The 22,736-nt window shown below is 56.6% G+C and carries 23 protein-coding genes; 21 read left to right on the top strand and 2 right to left on the bottom strand.

The window, feature by feature from the left end:
• The first annotated feature begins 3 nt into the window (after positions 1-3).
• Genes BJP08_RS03710 through nusB form a run of 6 tightly spaced genes read left to right on the top strand, consistent with a single transcriptional unit; the run spans position 4 to position 4,320 of the window.
• Complete coding sequence (locus BJP08_RS03710) at positions 4-588, top strand: shikimate kinase (protein WP_083428392.1); 585 nt, start codon at positions 4-6, stop codon at positions 586-588.
• A 17-nt stretch (positions 589-605) separates the two neighbouring features.
• Positions 606-1,661, top strand: a complete 1,056-nt coding sequence (gene aroB / locus BJP08_RS03705; RefSeq protein WP_071568322.1) for a 3-dehydroquinate synthase — start codon at positions 606-608, stop codon at positions 1,659-1,661.
• Between the two features lie 4 nt (positions 1,662-1,665).
• A complete protein-coding gene (gene aroQ, locus BJP08_RS03700; RefSeq protein ID WP_071568321.1) occupies positions 1,666-2,118 on the top strand; it encodes a type II 3-dehydroquinate dehydratase in 453 nt (150 codons plus the stop codon).
• On the top strand, positions 2,109-3,200 hold the full coding sequence (locus tag BJP08_RS03695) for an aminopeptidase P family protein (RefSeq protein WP_071568320.1): 1,092 nt from the start codon (positions 2,109-2,111) through the stop codon (positions 3,198-3,200). Before aroQ ends, BJP08_RS03695 begins: the two co-directional genes overlap by 10 nt.
• A gap of 53 nt (positions 3,201-3,253) precedes the next feature.
• Positions 3,254-3,817: an elongation factor P gene (gene efp, locus BJP08_RS03690; protein WP_071568319.1), complete on the top strand. Its 564-nt coding sequence runs from the start codon at positions 3,254-3,256 to the stop codon at positions 3,815-3,817.
• Positions 3,817-4,320 carry a transcription antitermination factor NusB gene (gene nusB, locus BJP08_RS03685; RefSeq protein ID WP_071568318.1) on the top strand — a complete coding sequence of 168 codons (504 nt, stop codon included), beginning with the start codon at positions 3,817-3,819 and terminating at the stop codon, positions 4,318-4,320. The genes efp and nusB overlap by 1 nt, the downstream gene beginning before the upstream one ends.
• A 63-nt stretch (positions 4,321-4,383) precedes the next feature.
• Here the strand turns inward: nusB and BJP08_RS03680 are convergent, their stop codons facing one another.
• Positions 4,384-4,824 (bottom strand): YbjN domain-containing protein, encoded by a 441-nt coding sequence (locus BJP08_RS03680; protein WP_071568317.1) that lies wholly within the window; start codon positions 4,822-4,824, stop codon positions 4,384-4,386.
• Complete coding sequence (locus BJP08_RS03675) at positions 4,814-5,284, bottom strand: hypothetical protein (protein ID WP_071568316.1); 471 nt, start codon at positions 5,282-5,284, stop codon at positions 4,814-4,816. Before BJP08_RS03675 ends, BJP08_RS03680 begins: the two co-directional genes overlap by 11 nt.
• Before the next feature lie 243 nt (positions 5,285-5,527).
• Between BJP08_RS03675 and pyrR the strand changes: the two genes are divergently transcribed.
• From pyrR to BJP08_RS03600, 15 genes are all read left to right on the top strand, one after another.
• A complete protein-coding gene (pyrR, locus tag BJP08_RS03670; protein WP_071568315.1) occupies positions 5,528-6,097 on the top strand; it encodes a bifunctional pyr operon transcriptional regulator/uracil phosphoribosyltransferase PyrR in 570 nt (189 codons plus the stop codon).
• Positions 6,094-7,014 (top strand): aspartate carbamoyltransferase catalytic subunit, encoded by a 921-nt coding sequence (locus BJP08_RS03665; RefSeq protein WP_071568314.1) that lies wholly within the window; start codon positions 6,094-6,096, stop codon positions 7,012-7,014. The genes pyrR and BJP08_RS03665 overlap by 4 nt, the downstream gene beginning before the upstream one ends.
• Before the next feature lie 2 nt (positions 7,015-7,016).
• On the top strand, positions 7,017-8,297 hold the full coding sequence (locus BJP08_RS03660; protein ID WP_071568313.1) for a dihydroorotase: 1,281 nt from the start codon (positions 7,017-7,019) through the stop codon (positions 8,295-8,297).
• A gap of 14 nt (positions 8,298-8,311) precedes the next feature.
• On the top strand, positions 8,312-9,457 hold the full coding sequence (gene carA, locus BJP08_RS03655; RefSeq protein WP_071568312.1) for a glutamine-hydrolyzing carbamoyl-phosphate synthase small subunit: 1,146 nt from the start codon (positions 8,312-8,314) through the stop codon (positions 9,455-9,457).
• A gap of 24 nt (positions 9,458-9,481) precedes the next feature.
• A complete protein-coding gene (carB, locus tag BJP08_RS03650; RefSeq protein ID WP_071568311.1) occupies positions 9,482-12,832 on the top strand; it encodes a carbamoyl-phosphate synthase large subunit in 3,351 nt (1,116 codons plus the stop codon).
• 2 nt (positions 12,833-12,834) lie between these two features.
• Positions 12,835-13,659, top strand: a complete 825-nt coding sequence (gene pyrF, locus BJP08_RS03645; protein WP_071568310.1) for an orotidine-5'-phosphate decarboxylase — start codon at positions 12,835-12,837, stop codon at positions 13,657-13,659.
• A gap of 217 nt (positions 13,660-13,876) precedes the next feature.
• Entirely contained in the window at positions 13,877-14,200 is a 324-nt protein-coding gene (gene mihF / locus BJP08_RS03640; protein ID WP_071568586.1) for an integration host factor, actinobacterial type, read from the top strand.
• 4 nt (positions 14,201-14,204) lie between these two features.
• Complete coding sequence (gene gmk, locus BJP08_RS03635; protein ID WP_071568309.1) at positions 14,205-14,798, top strand: guanylate kinase; 594 nt, start codon at positions 14,205-14,207, stop codon at positions 14,796-14,798.
• Positions 14,799-14,834: 36 nt separating this feature from the next.
• A complete protein-coding gene (gene rpoZ / locus BJP08_RS03630) occupies positions 14,835-15,137 on the top strand; it encodes a DNA-directed RNA polymerase subunit omega (RefSeq protein ID WP_369816393.1) in 303 nt (100 codons plus the stop codon).
• 81 nt (positions 15,138-15,218) lie between these two features.
• The gene (gene coaBC, locus BJP08_RS03625) at positions 15,219-16,436 is read left to right on the top strand and encodes a bifunctional phosphopantothenoylcysteine decarboxylase/phosphopantothenate--cysteine ligase CoaBC (protein WP_071568308.1); all 1,218 of its coding nucleotides are present in this window, start codon (positions 15,219-15,221) and stop codon (positions 16,434-16,436) included.
• A gap of 123 nt (positions 16,437-16,559) precedes the next feature.
• Positions 16,560-17,786, top strand: coding sequence for a methionine adenosyltransferase (gene metK, locus BJP08_RS03620; protein WP_071568307.1), 1,227 nt, complete (start codon positions 16,560-16,562; stop codon positions 17,784-17,786).
• Between the two features lie 12 nt (positions 17,787-17,798).
• Entirely contained in the window at positions 17,799-19,808 is a 2,010-nt protein-coding gene (locus BJP08_RS03615; protein WP_071568306.1) for a primosomal protein N', read from the top strand.
• 41 nt (positions 19,809-19,849) lie between these two features.
• On the top strand, positions 19,850-20,350 hold the full coding sequence (gene def / locus BJP08_RS03610; protein WP_071568305.1) for a peptide deformylase: 501 nt from the start codon (positions 19,850-19,852) through the stop codon (positions 20,348-20,350).
• A complete protein-coding gene (gene fmt / locus BJP08_RS03605; protein WP_071568304.1) occupies positions 20,350-21,282 on the top strand; it encodes a methionyl-tRNA formyltransferase in 933 nt (310 codons plus the stop codon). Before def ends, fmt begins: the two co-directional genes overlap by 1 nt.
• A complete protein-coding gene (locus BJP08_RS03600) occupies positions 21,279-22,733 on the top strand; it encodes an RsmB/NOP family class I SAM-dependent RNA methyltransferase (RefSeq protein ID WP_071568303.1) in 1,455 nt (484 codons plus the stop codon). The genes fmt and BJP08_RS03600 overlap by 4 nt, the downstream gene beginning before the upstream one ends.
• Positions 22,734-22,736 lie beyond the last annotated feature (3 nt).

Genomic DNA, 22,736 nt, shown 5'->3' with positions numbered 1-22,736 from the left:
AGGATGACTGTGAACGCAGAGACAGACACCGGGTTGGTTAGCGACGAAGCACCGACTTCGTTTGAAGCTGGTATTCCGACAGTGGTGCTTGTCGGTCCGCCAGGAGCGGGCAAGACGACAGTTGGGCGTCGACTAGGCAGGGCCTTGAACCTTCAGTTTGTTGATTCTGATGCGCTGATTGAGAATGCAGAGGAAAAACCGTGTGGCGAGGTTTATGCGGAATTGGGAGAAGATGCGTTCCGTGATCTCGAGATTGAGTTTGTCAAGCAGGCGTTAGAGAGCAAAGGCGTAGTCAGTTTGGGCGGCGGCGCCGTTGTTCGGCCCGAGACGAGGGCGTTGTTAGCGCAGCATCTTGTTGTGTGGGTCGATGTTGGCGTTGAGGAAGGCACTCGGCGAACCATTGGCGATGGCAGTCGCCCTGTGCTGGCAGCCGAGAACCCTGAGGAGAGATATCGGTTACTGCTCGCTGAGCGGGAGCCTTTCTATCGGGATGTGGCTGACTACAGAGTCCGTACTGATGGTCGCCCGCCACAGCGAATCGTCGCGGAAGTGTTGAGCGTCATTGATAGCGAATACATCGATTCGTAGAAAGAAGTGAGGATGGCATGGCAGTAGTGGACGTTCTCGGACCCCAGCCGTACCAGGTGTTCATTGATCACGACACCACGATGATGGTCGGGAATCATGTTCATGCGCTTGGTGCGCGGAAGGTGCTGATTGTGCACCAGCCCCCATTGGCCGCTGTGGCGAGGTGTATTGCTCAAGATCTAGAAAGCAACAACGTTGAGCCGCACTTGGTGTCCGTCCCAGACGCAGAGGACGGTAAAAGTATTGACGTTGCGAGTCGACTTTGGGACACGCTTGGCCGTGCGGGTTTTTCTCGGCAGGACGCCGTGGTCACTGTTGGGGGAGGTGCCGCGACGGATATAGGTGGGTTTGTCGCCGCAACGTGGATGCGTGGTATCGACGTTGTTCATGTCCCCACGACGTTGCTTGCAATGGTGGATGCTGCGGTGGGCGGCAAGACAGGGATGAACACTGAGGAAGGCAAGAACTTAGTCGGTGCGTTTCATGAGCCTAAGGGCGTCTTTGTCGACCTGGAGCGCCTCTACACGCTTCCGGAAGAGGAGATTGTTTCTGGTTCAGCTGAGCTCATTAAGACTGGATTCATCGCAGATCCGAGGATCCTCGAGCTTTTCCAAGATGGGCCAACTAATAATTGGCCTGAGCTTATTGAGCGGTCTGTTGCCGTCAAAGCGAAGGTGGTGTCCGAGGATCTGAAAGAGTCTGGCCTTCGTGAGATTTTGAATTATGGGCATACTCTGGGGCATGCGATTGAGCGTCGTGAGCACTACCGTTGGCGTCATGGGAACGCTGTGGCCATTGGGATGATGTTCGTGGCCTACCTCGCTCTGCACAGAGGGCTAATCGACGAGGGCGTCGTCGATTTGCACCGCACAATCCTAGAAAAGTCTGGGCTGCCAACTCGCTATGAGCATGGTGCATTCGATGAGCTTTACGAGGGAATGACGCGCGACAAGAAGAACAGGAATGGTCACATTCGATTCGTCGTGCTCGATGGTATCGGTTCGTGCACAAGGCTTGAGGACGCCTCCAAGAACGAAATGCGCGCTGCGTACGATACCATGATGAAGGATTAATGCGATGAAGATTCTTGTGCTCAATGGGCCGAATTTAGACAGGTTAGGTAAACGGCAGCCGGAGATCTACGGCTCAGAGACGTTGGAGACGCTCACGCAACGGTTGGAGAAGAAGGGCGCTGAGGCAGGCGTAGATGTCGAGGTTCGGCAGTCCAATCACGAAGGCGTTTTAATTGACTGGGTGCATGAGGCCGCAGATAACAAGTGGCCAGTTATTATCAACCCGGGAGGCTTGACCCATACATCGGTGGCGTTGCGTGATGCCGCTGTTGAGCTAGGGGATGGCCCCGGTTTTGTTGAAGTGCACATCTCAAATGTGTTCGCGCGCGAGTCTTTTCGCCACCATTCGTACCTTTCCCCGGTTGCCAGGGGTGTTATCGCTGGTCTCGGTTTGGTTGGGTACGAACTCGCGATGCAAGTATTTATCAATGATTCGAAGGAGTTCCAATGGGTTTAGCAGATACTCGTTTTGAAAACCGTCGCCGGAAGCTTGCCTCTCTGTTGGCCGCCCGGCGAGTTGACGACATGCTGGTTACTCACCTGACCCACGTCCGTTACCTTTCAGGGTTTTCTGGTTCGAACGGGGCACTTCTTGTGTCCAAGGACCGCACAGCCCGAATTGCGACGGACGGCCGCTACGCGACGCAGGTCGCGGAGGAAGTGCCCGACATTGAGGCAACAATCACTAGAAAAGTATCCACTGAGCTTTTGGGCGCCGTTATGGAGGGGCACCGGGTTGGCTACGAGGCGGACTACGTTAGCGCTTCGCAGCTCGAGGCGCTGCAGAACGCATGCCCGGAGGGGGTGACGCTGGTTCCTATTACTCGTGAAATTGAAGCTATCCGGCTGGTGAAGGATGACCTAGAGCTCGAACGCCTCACAGAGGCAGCGGAGCTGGCATCGACGGCGCTTCGTGAGCTTATCGACGCCGGTGAGCTCGCTGCTGGTCGGACTGAGCGACGTGTCGCCGCAGACCTGGAGTACCGTATGCGGTTGCTCGGTGCGGATCGTCCGAGTTTCGATACGATTGTTGCGTCCGGTCTGAATTCGGCAAAGCCGCATCACGGTGCTTCAGACAAGGTGATTGAGCCAGGTGATCTCGTTACGATTGATTTCGGTATGTACCGGGCTGGTTTTAACTCCGATATGACGAGAACGTTTGCGGTTGGCGAACCATCGGAGTTTCTCCGCGAAATTTATGAGGTCACTCGTGCGTCACAGGAGGCCGGTGTCGATGCTGCTGTGGCAGGGGCGAAACTGGTCGAGGTCGATCAGGCATGTAGAAGCGTGATCGAGAACGCTGGATATGGTGAGTATTTCGTACATTCAACCGGTCATGGCATTGGGTTGGACGTCCACGAAGGGCCGTATGCAGCAGTGACCGGTACCGGGGAGCTGGAGCCGTCGATGACGTTGACCATTGAGCCTGGAATCTATGTTCCAGGTAAGGGCGGTGTTCGGATCGAAGACACACTTATTATCACCAGCGGTGCGCCGCGCATTATTACCCAGTTCCCTAAGGAACTCATCGTGCTGTAGCATAATTGTGATTGCGAGAGCATATCTACTGTTAGAAAGAAGGAAGGCTTCAAGTGGCAACTACTGCTGATTTTAAAAACGGTTTGGTTCTGTTGGTTGATGGGAAACTCCAGCAGATTGTTGAGTTCCAGCACGTGAAGCCGGGTAAAGGCCCAGCTTTCGTTCGTACTAAGTTGAAGGATGTCGTTTCCGGCAAGACCGTTGACAAGACTTGGAACGCAGGCGTCAAGGTGGATACGGCTACTGTCGACCGCCGCGATATGACGTACCTGTACAACGACGGCACCAACTACGTGGTCATGGACGACAAGACGTACGAGCAGTACGAGCTTCCAGAAGAGAAGTTTGGCGATGCAGCTAAGTTCCTGTTGGAGAACATGCGTGTGCAGGTGTCGTTCTACGAGGGTGACGCACTGTTTGCAGAGCTCCCGATTTCCGTCGATCTTAAGATCGAGCACACTGAGCCTGGCTTGCAGGGCGACCGTTCGACCGGTGGCACTAAGCCAGCCACGTTGGAGACCAGCGCTGAGATTCAGGTGCCGCTGTTCCTTGAAACTGGCAATGTGGTGAAGGTTGATACGCGTACTGGTGAATACCTCTCGCGCGTGAACAACTAATGGAAAATTTCAAACGCCATGGCGCACGCTACCGTGCGCGTCGTAGAGCCGTCGACATCCTCTTCGAGGCTGAAGCTAGGGACATTGATCCGGTTGCAATTGTCGAAGATCGTGAAAAGCTTGCGGAGAACCCACTGAACCAGATTGCTCCAGTGGCTCCGTATACTCGGATCATCGTCGAAGGTGTCGCCCAGCAGCTGGATGATATCGATGATGCAATCGAGAAGTTCCTCAGCCACGACTGGGAGCTGGACCGAATCCCCGCGGTCGACCGTCAAATTCTGCGAGTGGGTATTTGGGAGATCCTGTTCAATTCTGAGGTCGATGGCCCGATCACGATCTCGAACGCTGCTGAGCTCGCCACGCAGTACTCTGGTGCACAAGCTGCACCGTATATTCACGCGGTACTTGATGGAGTTATCCAGTCGCGTTCTGAGCACGCCCCAACGCCACAAGCAGATTCTGAGGATTCTGAGGATCCTGTTGACGACGTAGAGGCATAAAGAGAAGCTCTGCTTTGTAGGAGGGAGGCCGCGCCCAGGCGTCGTCTCCCTCTTTTACTTTTCTTAGTTGGCTGCCTTCATGATCGTTTCTGATAGGACTTTCATGGTGTTTTGCGCGTACAGCACGTGGTCGGTGCTGCGACGTAGTGCACTTGACAGTTGATCGTCGGTCATGCCAGTTGCAACATGTATTTCGCTTTCAACACGTACGACGAGCGTTTCTCCCCGGTTGGCGACAACGGCACGGCAACCAAGCAGTGAGGAGTTTGTTTGGTTCGCTGCTAGATATAGGGAAGGATCCGTCGAGTCTGCAGGTACGTCTGTTTCAGCATCGGCACGGACGATAAGCACGGTATCTAATAAGACAAACAGTACGTGAAAGCCGTTGAGGTTGGCGTGGGCAACGCGCCCCGTTGGGTCATCGGTTAGCTCGACCCCGTGTCCTCTCATCTGCTCGGTGATGCGGTCGATTGTGACTTGGGAAGCAGGGGTATTAGTGCTCAACGTGGGGGTCCTTCCAAATCACTAGCGTCGGAAACGATGTCTCTAAAAAGTCGAAAGCTTGCAGCGTCGATTCAATTGAGGTGAGGATGAATGCTCCCAGCTGATTCCTCGACAAGCCATTTGTTACGTCGATCGTTCGGATTGCGCTCACCGCGAGGGTCGGTTCGTCATCGCCGGTTTCGTTTTCAAAGAAACGAAGAGTCGGCGCGAAATGCGTTTGGTTGTGCTCGTTCATGGCCAAGAGTAAATGTGATGCCATTTCCTGTGGTACGGCGCCACGCCAAATGGACTCGAAGATCAAATAGTCATCATCCAGGGCGCATACAATCGCACAGTTGACGAATCCGCTTCGCAGAATGTCCTCTTCGACGCGGAACTCTAGGCTCTCGTTTTCAAAGATTGATGCAACATCTGCAAGCGAGACCGGTCTGGGCAGGTCAGTGTTTTGTTGCGTTGTCATTGTTCCAACCCTACCAACGTTTCGTAAACCGACTCGGGGAACACAATGTTTGCAGCGTCTTGACACTTACGTTGTGGTGAGCACACCTGTATAGGGGAATCTGAAGGCTGGCGTCCAGAAAAACACCCCGATATGACTGTGGATGCTTTCGATAGTGCTAAGATTCTGTGGAGTCTCAGCATAGACAAATACCATATTCGACATCCTTTAAATTCCGCACAGAGAGGCGGGGAAGGAGGTTCGATGAGTGACAAGCAACGCGTGACGTCTGCGCTTTTAAACGAGCGTGACGTTGAGCGAACCATTGCACGCATCGCGCACCAGATTATTGAGAAGAATGCGCTTGATTCGGAGTCATCAGACACTCCGGTCCTATTAGGTATTCCTTCGGGGGGAGTGCCACTAGCAGAGCGGATCGCGGAAGCGATTGAATCATTCATTGGCGTCGCTGTCCCTGTGGGCAGCCTTGACATCACGTTGTACCGTGATGACCTTCGGGACAAGCCTCATCGGGCGCTGATGCCAACGAACATCCCGGTCGAAATCAATGATGCAACGATCATACTCGTAGATGACGTGCTGTTCTCGGGACGCACGATCCGGGCTGCGCTTGATTCATTGCGGGATCTTGGGCGTCCGCGCGCTATTCAGCTTGCAGTGCTTGTTGATCGCGGGCACCGTCAACTGCCAATTCGTGCCGACTATGTTGGCAAAAACATTCCTACCGCCATTGCTGAAGACGTCACGGTGTCGTTGAATCCTATTGATGACGTCGACGCGGTGACGCTGACCAAGGAGGTCACTGCCGAATGAAGCACCTGATTTCGATCGACGATCTCAGCGTCGACGACATTCATCTCATCATGGATGAGGCTGAACGGTTCCGCGAAGCGCTCGAGGGTCGTGAGATCAAGAAACTCCCGACGCTGCGTGGACGTACCATTTTTACGCTCTTTTACGAGAACTCAACGCGTACCCGCTCCTCGTTCGAGACCGCAGGGAAGTGGATGAGCGCTGACGTCATTAATATCTCGGCGTCTTCGTCCTCTGTGAAGAAAGGGGAGTCGCTGAAGGATACGGCGTCCACGATCGCCGCGGTGGGTGCTGACGCTGTGGTTGTTCGCCACCCGTCGTCTGGTGCAGCGAAGCTCATCGCCGACTGGGTCCCCAACGTATCTGTAGTGAATGCTGGTGACGGTCAGAACCAACACCCGACGCAGGCGTTGCTGGACGCAGTGACGATGCGTCAAAAGATTGGTGAAATCGCCGGCAAGAAGATCATCATTGTCGGCGATATTTTGCATTCAAGGGTGGCGCGCTCTGACGTGCAGTTACTGTCGAAGCTTGGTGCGGAGGTTGTTCTTGTCGCACCACCTACGCTGCTGCCAGTTGGGGTCGAGTACTGGCCGTGTCGGGTCAGTTATGACTTCGACGCCGAGATTCCGAGCGCTGACGTCGTCATGATGCTGCGCGTACAGGCTGAGCGCATGCACGGCGGATTCTTCCCTTCACATCGCGAGTACGCCACACTGTTTGGTCTCAGTAAACAACGCGCAAAGCAGATGAAACCCGGCGCGATCATCATGCACCCGGGGCCGATGCTGCGTGGTATGGAAATCAATTTCGATGTAGCAGACCGAGAGAACACAGCTGTGTTGCAGCAGGTCTCAAACGGTGTTTACACGCGAATGGCTGTGCTGTTTGCTTTGTTGGCTGGAGAGGAAAGTTAGAAATGTCAGTAGTTGCATTGACAAACGTTCGGCCATATGGCGAATCCACCGCGAATGTCCTTATCGAGGATGGACGGATTGTTGCGGTCGGAGAGGACGTCGACACCTCGGTCGCGGATGAAGTGGTTGATGGTCACGGTTGGGTGCTTCTGCCAGGGCTGGTGGATATGCACGTGCACCTGCGAGAGCCCGGCCGCGAGGATACCGAAACTATCGCGACTGGTTCAGACGCTGCTGCCAAGGGCGGTTTTACTGCTGTGTTCACGATGGCGAACACGCGTCCTGTCATTGATCAGCCATTCCTTGCTGAAGCGGTATGGAACAAGGGACAAAGCTACGGCAAGTGCGATGTCTACCCGGTTGGGTCCATCACTCAGGGTCTTGAAGGCAAGCAGCTTACTGAGATCGGGTTGATGTCACAGTCGCACGTTCGGATGTTTTCCGACGACGGGAAGTGCGTGAATGATCCACAGATCATGCGACGTGCGATCGAGTACGCCAAGGCATACGATGTGCTCCTGGCGCAGCACGCTGAGGACCACCGCCTGACTGACGACGCCAGCGCTCACGAAGGGCCAATGGCTGCGAAGTTGGGCCTTCGCGGGTGGCCTCGTGTCGCTGAAGAATCAATTGTGGCTCGAGACATGATCATGACCCGTGACTATGGCGGACGCCTCCACGTCTGCCATGCCTCGACCGAAGGCACCGTCGAACTATTGAGACTGGCGAAGACGCACTCCTCAAATGTCACTGCTGAGGTAACACCGCATCACCTGTTGCTGACAGATGAGAAGCTGGAAACCTTCAACGGAAACTTCCGGGTGAATCCACCGCTGCGTGAACGCAGGGACACAATTGCGCTTCGCGATGCGTTATTAGACGGAACCATCGATGTCGTAGCTACCGACCACGCGCCGCATGGCTCAGAGGAGAAGTGCGTGGAGTTCGAGCACGCGAAGCCAGGAATGCTGGGACTTGAGACCTCGCTGGCGATCATCGCGCGCGTGTTTGTTGAAGCAGGGTTGGCAGATTGGCGGTTCGTCGCGAAGGTGATGAGCGAGCGCCCTGCTGAGATCCTTCGGTTGGAGGATCAAGGGCGACCAATCGCAGCTGGTGAGCCAGCGAACCTCACCCTGGTCGATCCTGATTCATCGTGGACAGTAGAGCCGGAAGAGCTGGCGTCGAAAGCCTCAAATACACCGTACGAAGGGATGCAGTTCCGTGCGCAGGTCAAAATGACCATGCTGCGCGGAGCTGTCACGTACCAAGCCGATAACGAGTAAAGGAACTAAACAACATGGTTAACAAACGTATCCCAGCGCTTCTCGTGCTTGGCGATGGAAAAGTATTCCGTGGCTTCTCATTCGGTGCACAACAGGGGGTCTATGGCGAGGCAGTGTTTAGCACCGCAATGACCGGGTACCAGGAAACGATGACCGACCCGTCGTACCACAAGCAGATCGTGACGCTCACGGCTCCGCAAATCGGCAATACAGGCTGGAACGACGAGGACAATGAGTCGCACGACAACAAGATTTGGGCTGCTGGCCTCGTAATCCGTGACCTCTCAACGGCACATTCGAGCTGGCGCTCGAAGCGTAGCCTTTCAGAGCAGATGGAAAACGAGGGTATCCCGGGCATCTACGGAGTGGACACTCGGACTCTGGTGCGCCACCTGCGCAACCATGGATCCATTTCAGCAGGGATTTTTGTCGGTAAAGATACAGAGCGTCCAGTTGATGAGCTGGTCAAGCTGGTCAACGAGCAGCCCGCGATGGCAGGCGCCGACCTTAGCGACGAGGTGACGACGACTGAGCCATACATCATTCCTGCTGAAGGTGAGAAGCGGTACACCGTTGTCGCATACGACATGGGTATTAAAACCGCAACTCCATTGCAGTTCGCAAAGCGTGGCATCGAGACCGTCGTGGTCCCGGCGAACACCCCGCTGAAGGAGATTGAACAGTACCGTCCCGACGGCGTGTTCGTCTCCAACGGTCCAGGCGATCCTTCGACTGCAGACGAAATGGTGGCGGTCGTCCGCGACGTTCTTGCGGCAAAGATCCCGTTCTTCGGGATTTGCTTCGGCAACCAAATCCTGGGCCGGGCGCTTGGGCTGGAGACATACAAGCTCCGCTACGGTCACCGCGGTGTCAATGTCCCGGTAAAGAATTTGCGCACTGGAAAGATTGACATCACCAGCCAGAATCACGGCTTCGCGCTCCGCGGCAAGGCAGGCGATAGCTTCGAGACGGATTTCGGGCCGGCATCCATCACGCACGTCTGCTTGAACGACGGCACCGTCGAGGGCGTGGCATTGGACAACGGCATGGCGTACTCCGTGCAGTATCACCCCGAATCGGCTGCCGGCCCGCACGATGCGAACCCGCTGTTTGATCAGTTCATCTCGCTGATGGACTCGAAGAGCCCGAACAAGCAATAACCAGCACTAGAGGAGATAAAGACTATGAAGCGCGAAGATATCAACCATGTGATGGTTATTGGATCCGGACCAATCGTCATTGGTCAGGCTTGTGAGTTTGACTACTCGGGGACGCAGGCATGCCGCGTTTTGAAGGAAGAGGGCCTGCGCGTCACTCTTATTAACTCGAACCCGGCAACGATTATGACTGACCCGGAGTTTGCGGACCATACCTATGTCGAGCCGATTGATCCGAGCTACATCGACATGATTTTGGCTCGCGAAGCAGAGCAGGGGCATCCAGTTGATGCGATTCTGCCAACGCTTGGTGGACAGACAGCGCTGAACGCGGCGATCCAGCTCGAGCGACAAGGCATTCTGGCTAAGCATAACGTTGAGTTGATCGGCGCGAATATCGATGCCATTGAGCGCGGGGAGGATCGACAGAAGTTTAAGGACATCGTCGAGAAGATCGGCGGCGAATCCGCGCGCTCGCGCGTTTGCTACTCAATGGATGAAGTCCACGAGACAGTGCAGGAGCTTGGTCTTCCAGTGGTCGTGCGACCTTCCTTCACCATGGGTGGGCTTGGTTCCGGCCTTGCGTTCACTATGGAGGATCTTGACCGCATCGCGGGTGGAGGTCTCGACGCCTCACCAGAGGCGAACGTCCTGATCGAGGAGTCCATCCTCGGATGGAAGGAGTTCGAACTTGAGTTGGTGCGCGACCGCAACGACAACGTTATCGTGATCGCCTCGATTGAAAACGTTGATGCCCTCGGCGTCCATACCGGAGATTCGGTGACTGTTGCGCCAGCAGTGACGCTGACGGACAGGGAATTCCAAACAATGCGCGATCAGGGTATAGCGATTATCCGCGAGGTGGGCGTCGATACGGGTGGCTGTAACATTCAGTTTGCGGTGAATCCGAAGGACGGCCGCATCATTACTATTGAGATGAATCCGCGAGTTTCGAGGTCTTCAGCGCTTGCGTCCAAGGCGACCGGGTTCCCAATCGCGAAGATTGCATCGAAGCTGGCCATCGGTTACACGCTTGATGAGATCCAGAACGACATCACGGGGGTCACCCCAGCAGCCTTCGAGCCGACGCTCGATTACGTCATCGTGAAGATGCCACGCTTCACGTTTGAGAAGTTCCCTGGCTCCGACGAGACCCTGGGTACGTCCATGAAGGCCGTTGGCGAAGCGATGGGCATTGGCCGCAACTACATCCAGGGACTGAATAAGGTCATGCGGTCCATGGAGGAGAAGCCGAATGGTTTCTGGACGAAGCCGGACAGCTACTTTGCTGAAGGCCGTGAAAACGACGTTGACGCTGTTCTCGAGGACCTGCGCATCCCGACAGATAAGCGTATGTACGACGTTGAGCTCGCTTTGCGTCTCGGCGCAAGTATCGAGCAAGTCTACGAAGCCAGCGGGATTGACCCCTGGTTCCTTGCCGAGCTTGCGGCGCTCGTAGAGTTCCGGCAGCAGCTTATCGACGCCCCCGTCCTCGACGCTGCACTGCTTCGTGAAGCGAAGGTCTTTGGACTCTCCGACGCACAAATTGCTGCGCTTCGACCTGAGCTTGCCGGCGAAGACGGTGTGCGGTCGCTCCGCTGGTCTCTAGGTGTGCACCCGGTGTACAAGACGGTTGATACCTGTGCCGGTGAGTTTGAGGCTCAGACGCCGTATCATTACTCTGCCTACGAGTGGGATCCTGCAGCAGAGTCCGAGGTTGCACCATCCGAAAAGGAAAAAGTGCTGATCCTGGGATCCGGCCCAAACCGTATCGGTCAAGGCATCGAGTTTGACTATTCGTGTGTTCACGCAGCACTCGAGCTTTCACGAGTTGGATACGAGACCGTGATGATCAACTGCAACCCAGAGACCGTTTCTACCGACTACGACACGGCTGATCGCCTTTACTTCGAGCCGTTGACCTTCGAAGACGTCATGGAAATTTACCGCGCGGAGTCCCTGTCGGGCACCGTTGCAGGCGTCATCGTGCAGTTGGGCGGTCAGACACCGCTGGGTCTTGCTCAGCGACTTGCTGACGCCGGTGTCCCGGTTGTCGGCACGACTCCCGAGGCCATCGATTCCGCGGAGGATCGCGGTGAGTTCGGCAAGGTGCTCGACGCTGCCACGCTTCCTGCACCTGCGTACGGTACGGCTGTTTCTTTCGAAGAGGCACGTCGAGTAGCGAATGAGATTGGTTACCCTGTGCTCGTTCGTCCGTCATACGTGCTGGGCGGTCGGGGCATGGAGATTGTGTACGACGAGCAAAGCCTCGAAGACTACATCAACCGCGCAACGGAACTCTCACCGGACCACCCGGTGCTTGTGGACCGCTTCCTTGACTCCGCGATTGAGATTGATGTCGACGTGCTGTCGGACGGCAAGGACGTGTACCTCGGTGGAGTCATGGAGCACATCGAGGAAGCCGGTATCCACTCGGGTGACTCGGCCTGCGCACTGCCGCCAATGACCATTGGCCCTGAGGACATTGAGAAGGTTCGTCGCTCCGCGGAAGCGTTGGCACACGGGATCGGTGTGACAGGTCTGATGAACGTACAGTTCGCGCTGAAGGACGACATCCTTTACGTGATTGAGGCTAATCCGCGTGCCTCGCGAACAGTCCCATTTGTGTCGAAGGCAACCGGTGTACATCTTGCCAAGGCAGCTGCCCGTGTCATGATGGGCGCGACCATCGCCGAGTTGAAGAACGAGAAAATGATTCCGAGTGACTACGACGGTGGCTCGCTGCCGCTCGAGCACCCGATCGCGGTGAAAGAGGCTGTGTTGCCGTTCAACCGCTTCCGTCGTCCAGACGGCGCAATGCTTGACACCATTCTTGGTCCAGAGATGAAATCCACCGGCGAAGTGATGGGCTTGGCTCCGTCCTTTGGCGTCGCCTATGCGAAGGCGGAGGCTGCAGCCTTCGGCGCTCTCCCGACGGAAGGTACGGTGTTCGTTTCCGTTGCCAACCGCGACAAGCGCACGCTGATCTTCCCGATCCAGCGGCTCTCCACGATGGGCTTCAAGATTCTCGCCACAGGAGGTACAGCCCAGATGCTTCGCAGGAACGGCATCCCGTGCGAGGTCGTGCTCAAGGCCTCTGACGTGCGAAACGGCGCGGAGGGCAAATCGATCGTTGACTGCATCAACGATGGTGAGATCGATCTGATCCTGAACACGCCAGCAGGGTCTTCGGGCGCACGCCACGACGGCTACGACATCCGTGCCGCAGCCGTTGCGCACGGCGTGCCACTCATGACGACTGTGCAAGGCGTGACCGCAGCAGTGCAAGGCATTGAGGCGCTGCGTGACAACGAGATCGCCGTGATGAGCCTGCAGGAACTTGAGGCCGAGACCAGGACGGAGAACGGAGAAAAGTAGCTGTGTCGTTCGCGCAGGAGTTACAGAAGGCGGCCCAAAAGCATGGGCAGTTGTGCGTGGGCATTGACCCTCACGCACGACTCCTCAATGAGTGGGGATTGCCAGACGACGTCGACGGCCTTGTCGCGTTCTCTGATATTTGTGTTGAAGCTTTCGCGGGGCACGTCGCCGTAGTCAAGCCTCAGGTTGCGTTCTATGAACGCTTTGGATCCAAGGGATTTACCGTCCTGGAAGAACTGATTCAGAGGTTCAGAGATGCGCAGACGCTTGTTATTGCCGATGCGAAGCGCGGTGACATTGGTTCGACGATGCAGGGATATGCCGATGCTTGGCTGCGCCCTGGCTCGCCTCTCGAGGTGGATGCGCTTACGCTCACCCCATTCCTCGGTGTGGGATCACTTGCACCGGCGATAGAGACCGCCCATGAGCACGGCAAGGGAGTTTTCGTCATGGCTGCGAATTCGAACCCTGAGGCTCAGGAGTTTCAGTCCAAGCAGATCGACGGCACGACCATTGCACAGAGCATGGTCGACGCGTGCGAGATGCTGAACGCCGAATATCGAAGCGATGCGCTGCATTCTGGTCTCGGTGATGTGGGGATCGTTGTCGGTGCAACGATTTCCTATCCGCTGGATTTTTCCGGCTTTACAGGACCTGTGCTGATGCCAGGGGTGGGAGCGCAGGGAGCGAGTTTCAGCGATGTTCGCAGTATTGCAGGGCGGAGGCTTGAGCAGTTTTACCCGAACATGTCTCGAGGGATTCTCGCCGCTGGTCCTGACCACGTTGAACTGCGCAAACGCGCTGTTGACCTGGCGAATTGGAAATAGGAATAGTTCCTATTTACGAGATTGCATAATTGCTGGTACTTTAGTTGCGTCGATGCGTTGACGTGGCTAAACACCATGCAATACATCAAGTGTAAAGCGTCCTAGTGCTACACTGACTCGGAGCCGATTGCTTAACCCGGTACTATCGGGGCTGGTGAATCGCGGTCCGGTGTGAATGCACTGGAGCAATAGAACTACTATCTACATGGAGGAAACCGTGGCACTTCCACAGTTGACCGATGAGCAGCGCAAGGCAGCACTCGAGAAGGCAGCAGAAGCGCGCAAGCAGCGTGCAGAGCTGAAGGCATCGTTGAAGCGCGGCGACACGAACCTCGCCGAGGTCTTGGAGAAGGCAGCTACCGACGAGATCATCGGCAAGACCAAGGTCTCTGCTCTGCTGGAGGCTCTGCCAAAGGTTGGTAAGGTCAAGGCACGCGAGATCATGGAAGAGCTGGAGATTGCCCAGACTCGTCGTCTCCGTGGCTTGGGCGACCGTCAGCGCCGTGCACTGCTCGAGCGCTTTGGTTTCGCTGAGGACTAATCCAGTGTCGACACCCACTTCACGCGGCAACCTCGTAGTTCTGGCTGGCCCTTCAGCAGTAGGGAAGTCAACCGTTGTGCAGCGCTTGCGGAAAGAAGTTCCAGACCTGTACTTCTCCGTTTCGATGACGACGCGGGCGCCACGGCCAGGAGAACAAGACGGCAAAGATTACTTCTTTGTTTCGCCCGATGAATTTCAACAGAAGATTGATGCGGGCGAGATGCTGGAGTGGGCCGACATCCATGGAGGCCTCCAGCGCTCCGGTACTCCAGCTTCGCCCGTACGCGAGGCGTTAGAAGCTGGGCGTCCTGTCCTCGTCGAAGTTGACCTTGTTGGAGCGAGAAATATCAAGGGCATGATGCCCGAGGCAGCAACTGTGTTTCTGGCCCCGCCAACATGGGAGATCCTTGTAGAACGTCTCACCGGACGTGGAACGGAGACCCAAGAAGTCATTGAGCGTCGCTTGGAAACTGCGCGCAATGAGATTGCCGCACAGGATGAATTTGACAATATTGTTGTCAACGACGATATCGATGATGCTGTTGCTGCTATAGTGGACCTTCTTGTGGGGTCTGATGGCCGAGACACCGATAATTAATAGAAGTACAACGAGAAGTAGGTTGAATTGAGCACGATCAACAGCGATCTGTTGCAAGATAGCTCTGCGAGCGACGCGGAAGAAAAAGCATACGACACGCCCGATGGTATTACCGCGCCCCCGATTGATGAGTTGCTGACGAAGGTTTCGTCGAAGTACGCATTGGTTATCTTTGCTGCCAAGCGTGCTCGCCAAATCAACAGCTACTACCAGAACTCGGATGAAGGCGTCTTCGAGTTCATCGGGCCTCTGGTTACGCCAGAGCCGGGTGAGAAGCCGCTTTCTATCGCGCTTCGCGAAATCAACTCGTCCTTGCTCGAGCACGAAGAAGGAATGTAAAACTCCTTCCGCCTGCATATACATGCCCCGCAATGGCTCCCCAGTGGGAGTGCTTGCGGGGTTTTGCGTACACTTTTTGCTATGAGTGATCTGAAGAAAGTTGTCGTTGGCGTTGCGGGCGGAATTGCTGCGTACAAGGCTTGCCAGGTTGTTCGGGATTTTCGTGAGCAAGGCATTGACGTGCGCGTCATTCCGACAGCCAATGCTCTGAAGTTTGTGGGTGCAGCCACGTTCGAGGCGCTTTCGGGTGCACCAGTCGATACCGATGTGTTCTCGCGAGTCGATGAGGTCCAGCATGTTCGAATTGGGCAAGACGCAGACGCTATTGTCGTCGCTCCGGCTACTGCGGACTTTCTTGCACGTGTTACAGCGGGGCGTGCAGACGACCTATTAACTTCCACTCTTCTCATGGCTACCTGCCCTGTTGTGCTCGCACCTGCAATGCATACCGAGATGTGGAACAACCCTGCAACGCAACACAACGTGGCGGTGCTGCGTTCGCGTGGATATACCGTTCTGGAACCTGCCCATGGTCGGCTAACGGGCAAAGACAGCGGGGCGGGTCGTCTCCTTGACCCCTCGCAGATTGTGGACCTCACGCAAACCGTCGTAGCTACTGGGCCTATTGAACAGACGTTGGAGGGAAAGCGCGTCCTGATTAGTGCTGGGGGTACCCGTGAACCGCTTGATCCAGTGCGTTTCTTGGGCAATCATTCCTCGGGGAAGCAGGGCTTTGCACTTGCGGAAGTCGCGGCGCAGCGGGGCGCGGAGGTCGATATTGTCGCCGGTGCAACGAGTGAGCTAAGTCTTCCCGCCGGGGCTAGAGTCCATCGCGTCACTACGGCGCAACAGATGAACGAGGTCATGCGTAGCCTAGCGCCTGACGCCGACATTATCGTGATGGCTGCTGCGGTAGCCGATATGCGCCCTCGCAATGTGTCCAGCACAAAGCTGAAGAAGGATGCCAACAGCCAAGCCCTTACACAAGTAGATTTGGTGCCAAATCCTGATATCTTGCACGGTTTGGGGGAGTTGAGGAAGGAAGGCGGTACCTCAGCAACGATTGTCGGGTTTGCTGCGGAGACCGATAACGAACTTGAGAATGCTCGCCGGAAGCTGAAGCGTAAAGGGGTGGACGCTCTCATGGTTAACTCTGTTGCAGAGGGGGCAGTGTTTGGGCAGAAGCATAACCAGGGCTGGTTCCTTGACAGCTTAGGTGGCGAGCAGCCGATCCCACATGGAACGAAGCTGGAGGTTGCAGTTCACTTGCTTGACAGGATTGAGTCCTTAACTCGCTAGTGGACGGTGTTTGAAATGTTAGACCGAGTGGTCTACTCTAAAGTGCATTGAATCAACGGTCGGCGATTGTATGTCTTCGCGGGCCACTTTCCGTAGGAATTAGAGAGCAAAAGGAAGACCGCTTTGTCTACACGTGATTCTGGTAAGTACTACCGTTTGTTCACCAGTGAATCGGTGACTGAAGGGCACCCAGACAAGATTTGCGACGCAATCTCGGACGCGATTCTCGATGACATGCTCAGACAGGATCCGACATCGCGTGTCGCTGTCGAGACGCTCGTTACGACCGGGCAAGTACACGTCGTCGGCGAGGTGAAAACTGAAGCCTATTCGAATATCGCCAAGATTGTTCGCGATAAGTTGGTCGGGATCGGGTTCTCTTCATCCGAGGTGGGGTTCGATGGCCGCACGTGTGGGGTGAATATTGCTATTGGCGATCAGTCTGCGGAAATCTCGGATGGCGTGTCGTTCTCCCAGGAGTCCCGAGAGAACGACATGATCGAAGCATTCAACCAGACTGGCGCTGGCGACCAAGGACTAATGTTCGGCTATGCGACCAATGAAACCGAAGAGTACATGCCACTTCCGATTGCCCTCGCTCATCGCCTGGCACGTCGGCTCACTGAGGTAAGAAAGATGGGCACCGTCGTGGGTTTGCGGCCAGATGGTAAGACACAGGTGACGTTCGCCTACGACGGTGATACGCCAGTGGCGTTGGACACGGTAGTTATTTCTACGCAGCACGACCCTGACTTTGTCGGTGAGGCACTGGAAGACGCGCTGCGCACGCATGTGCTCGAGTGGGTAATTGCTGACGCAGGTCTCGAGAAGTTCTATACCGAAGACACCAAGCTTTTGGTGAATCCGTCTGGGTCGTTTGTTTTGGGCGGCCCTATGGGGGATGCCGGCTTGACCGGTCGGAAGATCATCGTGGATACGTATGGTGGAATGGCGCGCCATGGAGGAGGCGCATTCTCCGGTAAGGATCCTTCAAAGGTGGATCGTTCCGCAGCCTATGCAACGCGCTGGGTCGCCAAGAACATTTGCGCTGCTGGTCTAGCAGATCGTGTTGAGGTTCAGGTTGCCTATGCCATCGGAAGAGCCACTCCGGTTGGCCTTTACGTCGAGACCTTCGGTACCGCAGCGGAAGGCCTCACGGATGAATCAATCCAGCAGGCAGTCGAAAAGGTCTTTGATCTTCGCCCAGCTGCGATTATCCAGGAACTTGACCTGCTTCGGCCTATTTACGCCCAAACTGCTGCGTATGGCCACTTCGGTCGCACGGACGTCGAGTTGCCGTGGGAACAGCTCAATAAGGTGGACGACCTGCGAGCAGCCGCAGGGCTGTAAGGCAACGGCTTGATGTCGAAACAGCCCGCGTCAACGCTTCCTATTGCCAAGGTGCTGCCGCAACTTGGATTGGCGCAGCTGGACCGTACCTTTGACTACTACGTCGCAGAAGAGCAGTCAGAGGACGCGAAGCCGGGTACACGGGCGAGGGTGCGGTTTGCCGGCCGCCTTGTTGATGGACTGATACTCGATAGGACGGAAGCTCCTGACCATGTTGGGAGTCTGCGATATCTGGAGAGAGTGATTTCCTCAGAGGTGGTTGCTCCCACCCAGCTTCGTCAGCTTGTCGACGCACTTGCAGAACGCTACGCCGGGGTGAGATCCGACATATACCGCTCGGCTATCCCTCCCCGCCATAAGAAAGCCGAGGAGACAGACACAGCAACGCGTTGGGAAGAGCTCGGAGAGACTACTGAGCCGGATCTTTCCGCCTGGAGTACGTATCAGTTCGGCGAATCGTTCGTTGACGCGGTGTTGGCTGGAAAGCTGGTGCGCGCCGCGTGGCAGGTAGTACCGGGTGCGTCATGGGCGGAAGCGCTAGCTGCGCTGGCAGCCAAAGTCGCGCTCGATGGTGGAGGCGCGCTGATCGTCGTTCCTGATCAACGCGATGTGGATCGCCTTGAGTCGGAACTAAAGAACATCGTAGGTCCTCGCCAGGTGAGTACGCTTACATCGGCGCAGGGACCACAGGCACGGTATTCGCGTTACCTTGCTGCGCTGCACGGACAGGCCAGGATTGTGGTTGGCACCCGCTCCGCAGCGTTTGCGCCGGTTCAGAACCTCCGGTTGCTCGTGTTGATGGACGATGGCGACGATAACCTTGTTGATCCACGTGAACCCTATGTCCATGCGCGAGAGGTGTTGACGACGCGCTCCGCGCTGGAGCACGTCCCGCTCATCATCGGCGGTGTTGCGCGAACTGCCGAAACCCAGATGCTCGTTGAATCGGGCTGGATGCATGGGTTGGAGGCGTCGAAAAGTACGATCCGGGAGCGGATGCCTCGAATCTACGCGGCAGGAGACTCTGACTTTGCGCTGGAGCGAGACCCACGGGCGAGGCAAGCAAGGCTGCCTTCGGTGGCGTTTCAGGCAGCGAACCGGGCACTCGAGCGGGATCGTCCTGTGCTGTTTCAAGTGCCACGAGCCGGATACATTCGTGCTCTCGCGTGTGGTGAGTGCCGAACGCCATCACGCTGCCGTTCCTGCAACGGCCCCCTGGAGCTACCGCAAAGTGGGGATGCTTCCGCTCCGACATGTCGATGGTGCGGCCGAATCGATCCATCGTTTCGCTGCGCTGCGTGCGGGTCGAGGAAGTTACGTGCAGTGGTGCTGGGGACAGATCGGACAGCGGAAGAACTTGGACGAGCGTTTCCTCAAGTTCGGGTGCGGAATTCTTCAGGTGAGAAGATCCTGGCAGAAGTTGAGCCTCGGGCCCAGCTCGTTGTCGCGACACCAGGAGCGGAACCGCTCGTGCAGGGCGGGTATGGAGCCGCAGTCTTGATGGATGCGTGGGCCTTGCTACAACGGCCGGACCTACGTGCTGCGGAGGAGACGTTTTCCAGATGGATCGCAGCTGCGGCGCTAGTTGAGCCGCACACACGTGGGGGAGAAGTCGTCGTGACCGCGGATCCATGGATCGCCGTTGTACAGTTTTTTCTTCGCTGGGACCCGTCAGGGTACGCGGAGCTCGAACTAGCGCACCGACGAGAGGTTTCGTTCCCGCCTGCTGCGCACGTCGCGGTAGTGGACGCTCCGAGGGTTGCGCTAGAAGACTACTTTGCCCATGTTTCGCTGCCCACAAACACTGAGTTGTTAGGCCCGGTCGATCTACCGAGTGGAGTGTCGCTTCCAGGTACATGGGATCAGCGGCAGTACGGCCCTGCACAACGAATGTTGGTTCGCTGCCCGGTGCAAGACCGCAGCGGGTTGGGTCGAGCGCTCCGGGCAGGGTTAATCAGTCGGGCTACTCGGAAGCAGGAATTGCCACTTCGGGTGCAGGTCGACCCGTTACATATCGGATAGCGTTGCAACGTCGATGTTGCGGCTGGGTAGACTATCGAGCCATGACAGTTCGTAGACTTCGACTACTCGGGGATCCCGTGCTTTACGAGGTGGCACAGGAGGTCACTGAGTTCGGCGCCGGGATTCGTTCACTGGTCAACGACATGTTCGACACGATGGATGACGCAGGAGGCGTTGGCCTGGCTGCAAATCAAATCGGTCACAGTCTGCGAGTGTTCATCTTTGACTGCCAGGGGATGCGAGGGCATATCGTCAATCCATCATGGAACGCGCTTGACGATCAGCGGCAGCTAGGTGTCGAAGGCTGCCTGTCCATCCCAGGGGTGCGAGCAAACGTTGATCGGTTCCGCTCGGTAGTCTGCAATGGCGTCGACATAGAGGGGCGTCCGGTAGCAATCTTGGGAACAGGACTGCTTGCGCGGTGCATCCAGCATGAGACTGATCATCTCGACGGCACCGTGTTCCTGGAGCGTTTGTCTGCAGAGGAAAAGAAACTAGCCATGTCTCAAGTTCGTACATCCACGTGGTGGAAGGAGCAGTAATGCGTATTGTGTTTGCGGGAACGCCAGAGCCAGCCGTCGTGGCCCTGGAAGCGTTGTTGAAGTCAAAACATGAAGTGGTCGCGGTGCTCACGCGACCTGATGCGCCAAAAGGGAGGGGGAGGACGCTTCATCCTTCTCCTGTGAAGCAAGTAGCGCTCGAGCATGGCATTGAGGTGCTCGAACCGACGACGCTGCGTGACAACGAGGAGATCGCGAACCGTTTACGTGAGTTAGCCCCACATGCCATTCCCGTTGTGGCGTACGGAAATCTCGTTCCAGCCTCGTTGCTTGACTTACCTCACCATGGGTGGGTGAACCTTCATTTTTCGCTTCTCCCTGATTTTCGAGGCGCGGCTCCTGTCCAGGCGGCAATCCTGGCTGGTCTGACGACGACGGGTGCAACTACCTTCCGCATCGACGAAGGACTCGATACGGGGCCTATCCTGGCCACGCTCGAGGAAACTATTACGCCAACCGACACAGCAGATGATCTCCTGACCAGGCTGGCATACAAAGGCGCAGACCTGCTCGTCGAAACGATGGATGGCCTCGAGGCTAACAGCATCGTTGCTCGAACACAGCCCGCCGACGGTAGCTACGCGCCGAAGATTCAAAGCAAAGACGCGCGCATCCGGTGGGACCTCGATGCCGACGTTGTTGAGCGAACGATCCGCGCATACACCCCGGGGCCCGGCGCGTGGACGATGCTGGGAGAGCAACGCTTCAAAATTGGGCCTGTGACTCTCAGTGACTCGAATACGCTTGGGGCGGGAGAAGTGGCCGTCGAAAAGAACCGGGTGCGGGTAGGAACTGGGAGCGTGGATGTCATCTTGCAAGAGATCCAACCGCCAGGGAAGAAGCGTATGGCTGCAGATGCGTGGGGGCGTGGCCTTTCAAGTGAGTTTGTGGAAGCAGGAGTGAAGTTTGCATGAGTGGAGGATTTAGGTCCAGGGCTGCGGGGCGTCGCAAAGAAACACGGAGCAGCAAGCAGCTACCAAAGAGCGGGCAGCAGCGTCCCAACACTGAAATACCGCGGGTAGATATTGGCGACCCCGCTAGGGAAGCGGCATGGTCGACGTTGATGCGCGTCGATGTTGATGGCGCATTTGCGAACCTTGTGCTCCCGGGTATTCTCCGTGCTCACAAAGTGCGTGGGAAAGATGCTGCATTCGCGACAGAACTCACGTACGGCACACTGCGTTCGCTGGGTGTGCTTGACGCTGTCCTGCAGGAGTGCTCGACTCGTGACATCGCAAGCCTGGATGCGGAAGTGCGCGCAGCGCTGCGTCTTGGCGCGTACCAGTTGCTGTTTACCAGGGTGGGGCAGCACGCCGCGGTTGATACATCGGTTCAATTAGTTATTAGTGCAGGGCGTCAGGGAGCGAAAGGCTTTGCAAACGCGGTGCTGCGGACAATGAGTCGCCAAACCCCGCAGCACTGGATGGATAGCTGCAAGCCAGCAGACGCACTCGAGTGCATTGCATTCGAGCACTCACATCCCGCGTGGATTGCGCGTTCGTTTGCGACGGCGTTGGGCGTCGATGCTGATGACCCGGAACTGGCGAACGCTCTTCAGGCTGACTCGGAACGACCAATCGTGCACCTTGTTGCGCGACCTGGCGAGATCTCTGCGGAGGAGCTAGCCCTCATCACCGGAGGAGACACCGGCAAGTACTCCCCGTACGCAGTTTATTTGCCGGAGGGCAATCCAGGTGAGTTGCAGCCGGTTCGTGACGGACTCGCTGCGGTCCAGGACGAAGGATCTCAGTTGATCGCAAGGGCGCTTGTCCAAGCAGAAGTCGCCGATGATCAGGGACGGTGGCTCGACCTCTGCGCTGGCCCAGGCGGGAAGGCTGCTTTCATCGGTTCTCTAGCGGCAATTGACGGGGCGCGTGTGGATGCGATTGAGGTCGCGCCGCATCGTGCTGAACTGGTGGAGAAAGCAACTAAAGGCTTACCTGTGCACGTTCGCACGGGCGACGCCACGGCGATCGCCCTCGAGACAGGGTACGACCGAGTGCTTGTCGACGCCCCCTGCTCGGGCCTGGGATCACTTCGGCGTCGGCCTGAGGCACGCTGGACGAAGCGCGAGTCGGACATCGACTCGCTCACGCGGCTACAGCGCAAGTTGCTAAGCACTGCCATTGCTGCGACGAAGCCGGGAGGAGTGATCGTGTATTCGACCTGTTCGCCGGATATTCGGGAGACGCGCGGAATTGTCGACGCCGTCCTGGCTTCTGGTGCAGTCGAAGAATGTGACGCGCATGAACTTGTCGCGCCGATGGAGAACGTTGGCGGTTTTAAGAGCGTGCAGATGTGGCCTCACCGACACGGAACTGATGCAATGTTCTTCGCAGTCCTTCGCAAGAAAACACTAGGGTAGAGG

It is taken from the genome of Corynebacterium sp. NML140438 (assembly GCF_001875725.1).
GTDB lineage: Bacteria > Actinomycetota > Actinomycetes > Mycobacteriales > Mycobacteriaceae > Corynebacterium.
This window is presented reverse-complemented; position numbering and strand designations above follow the sequence as displayed.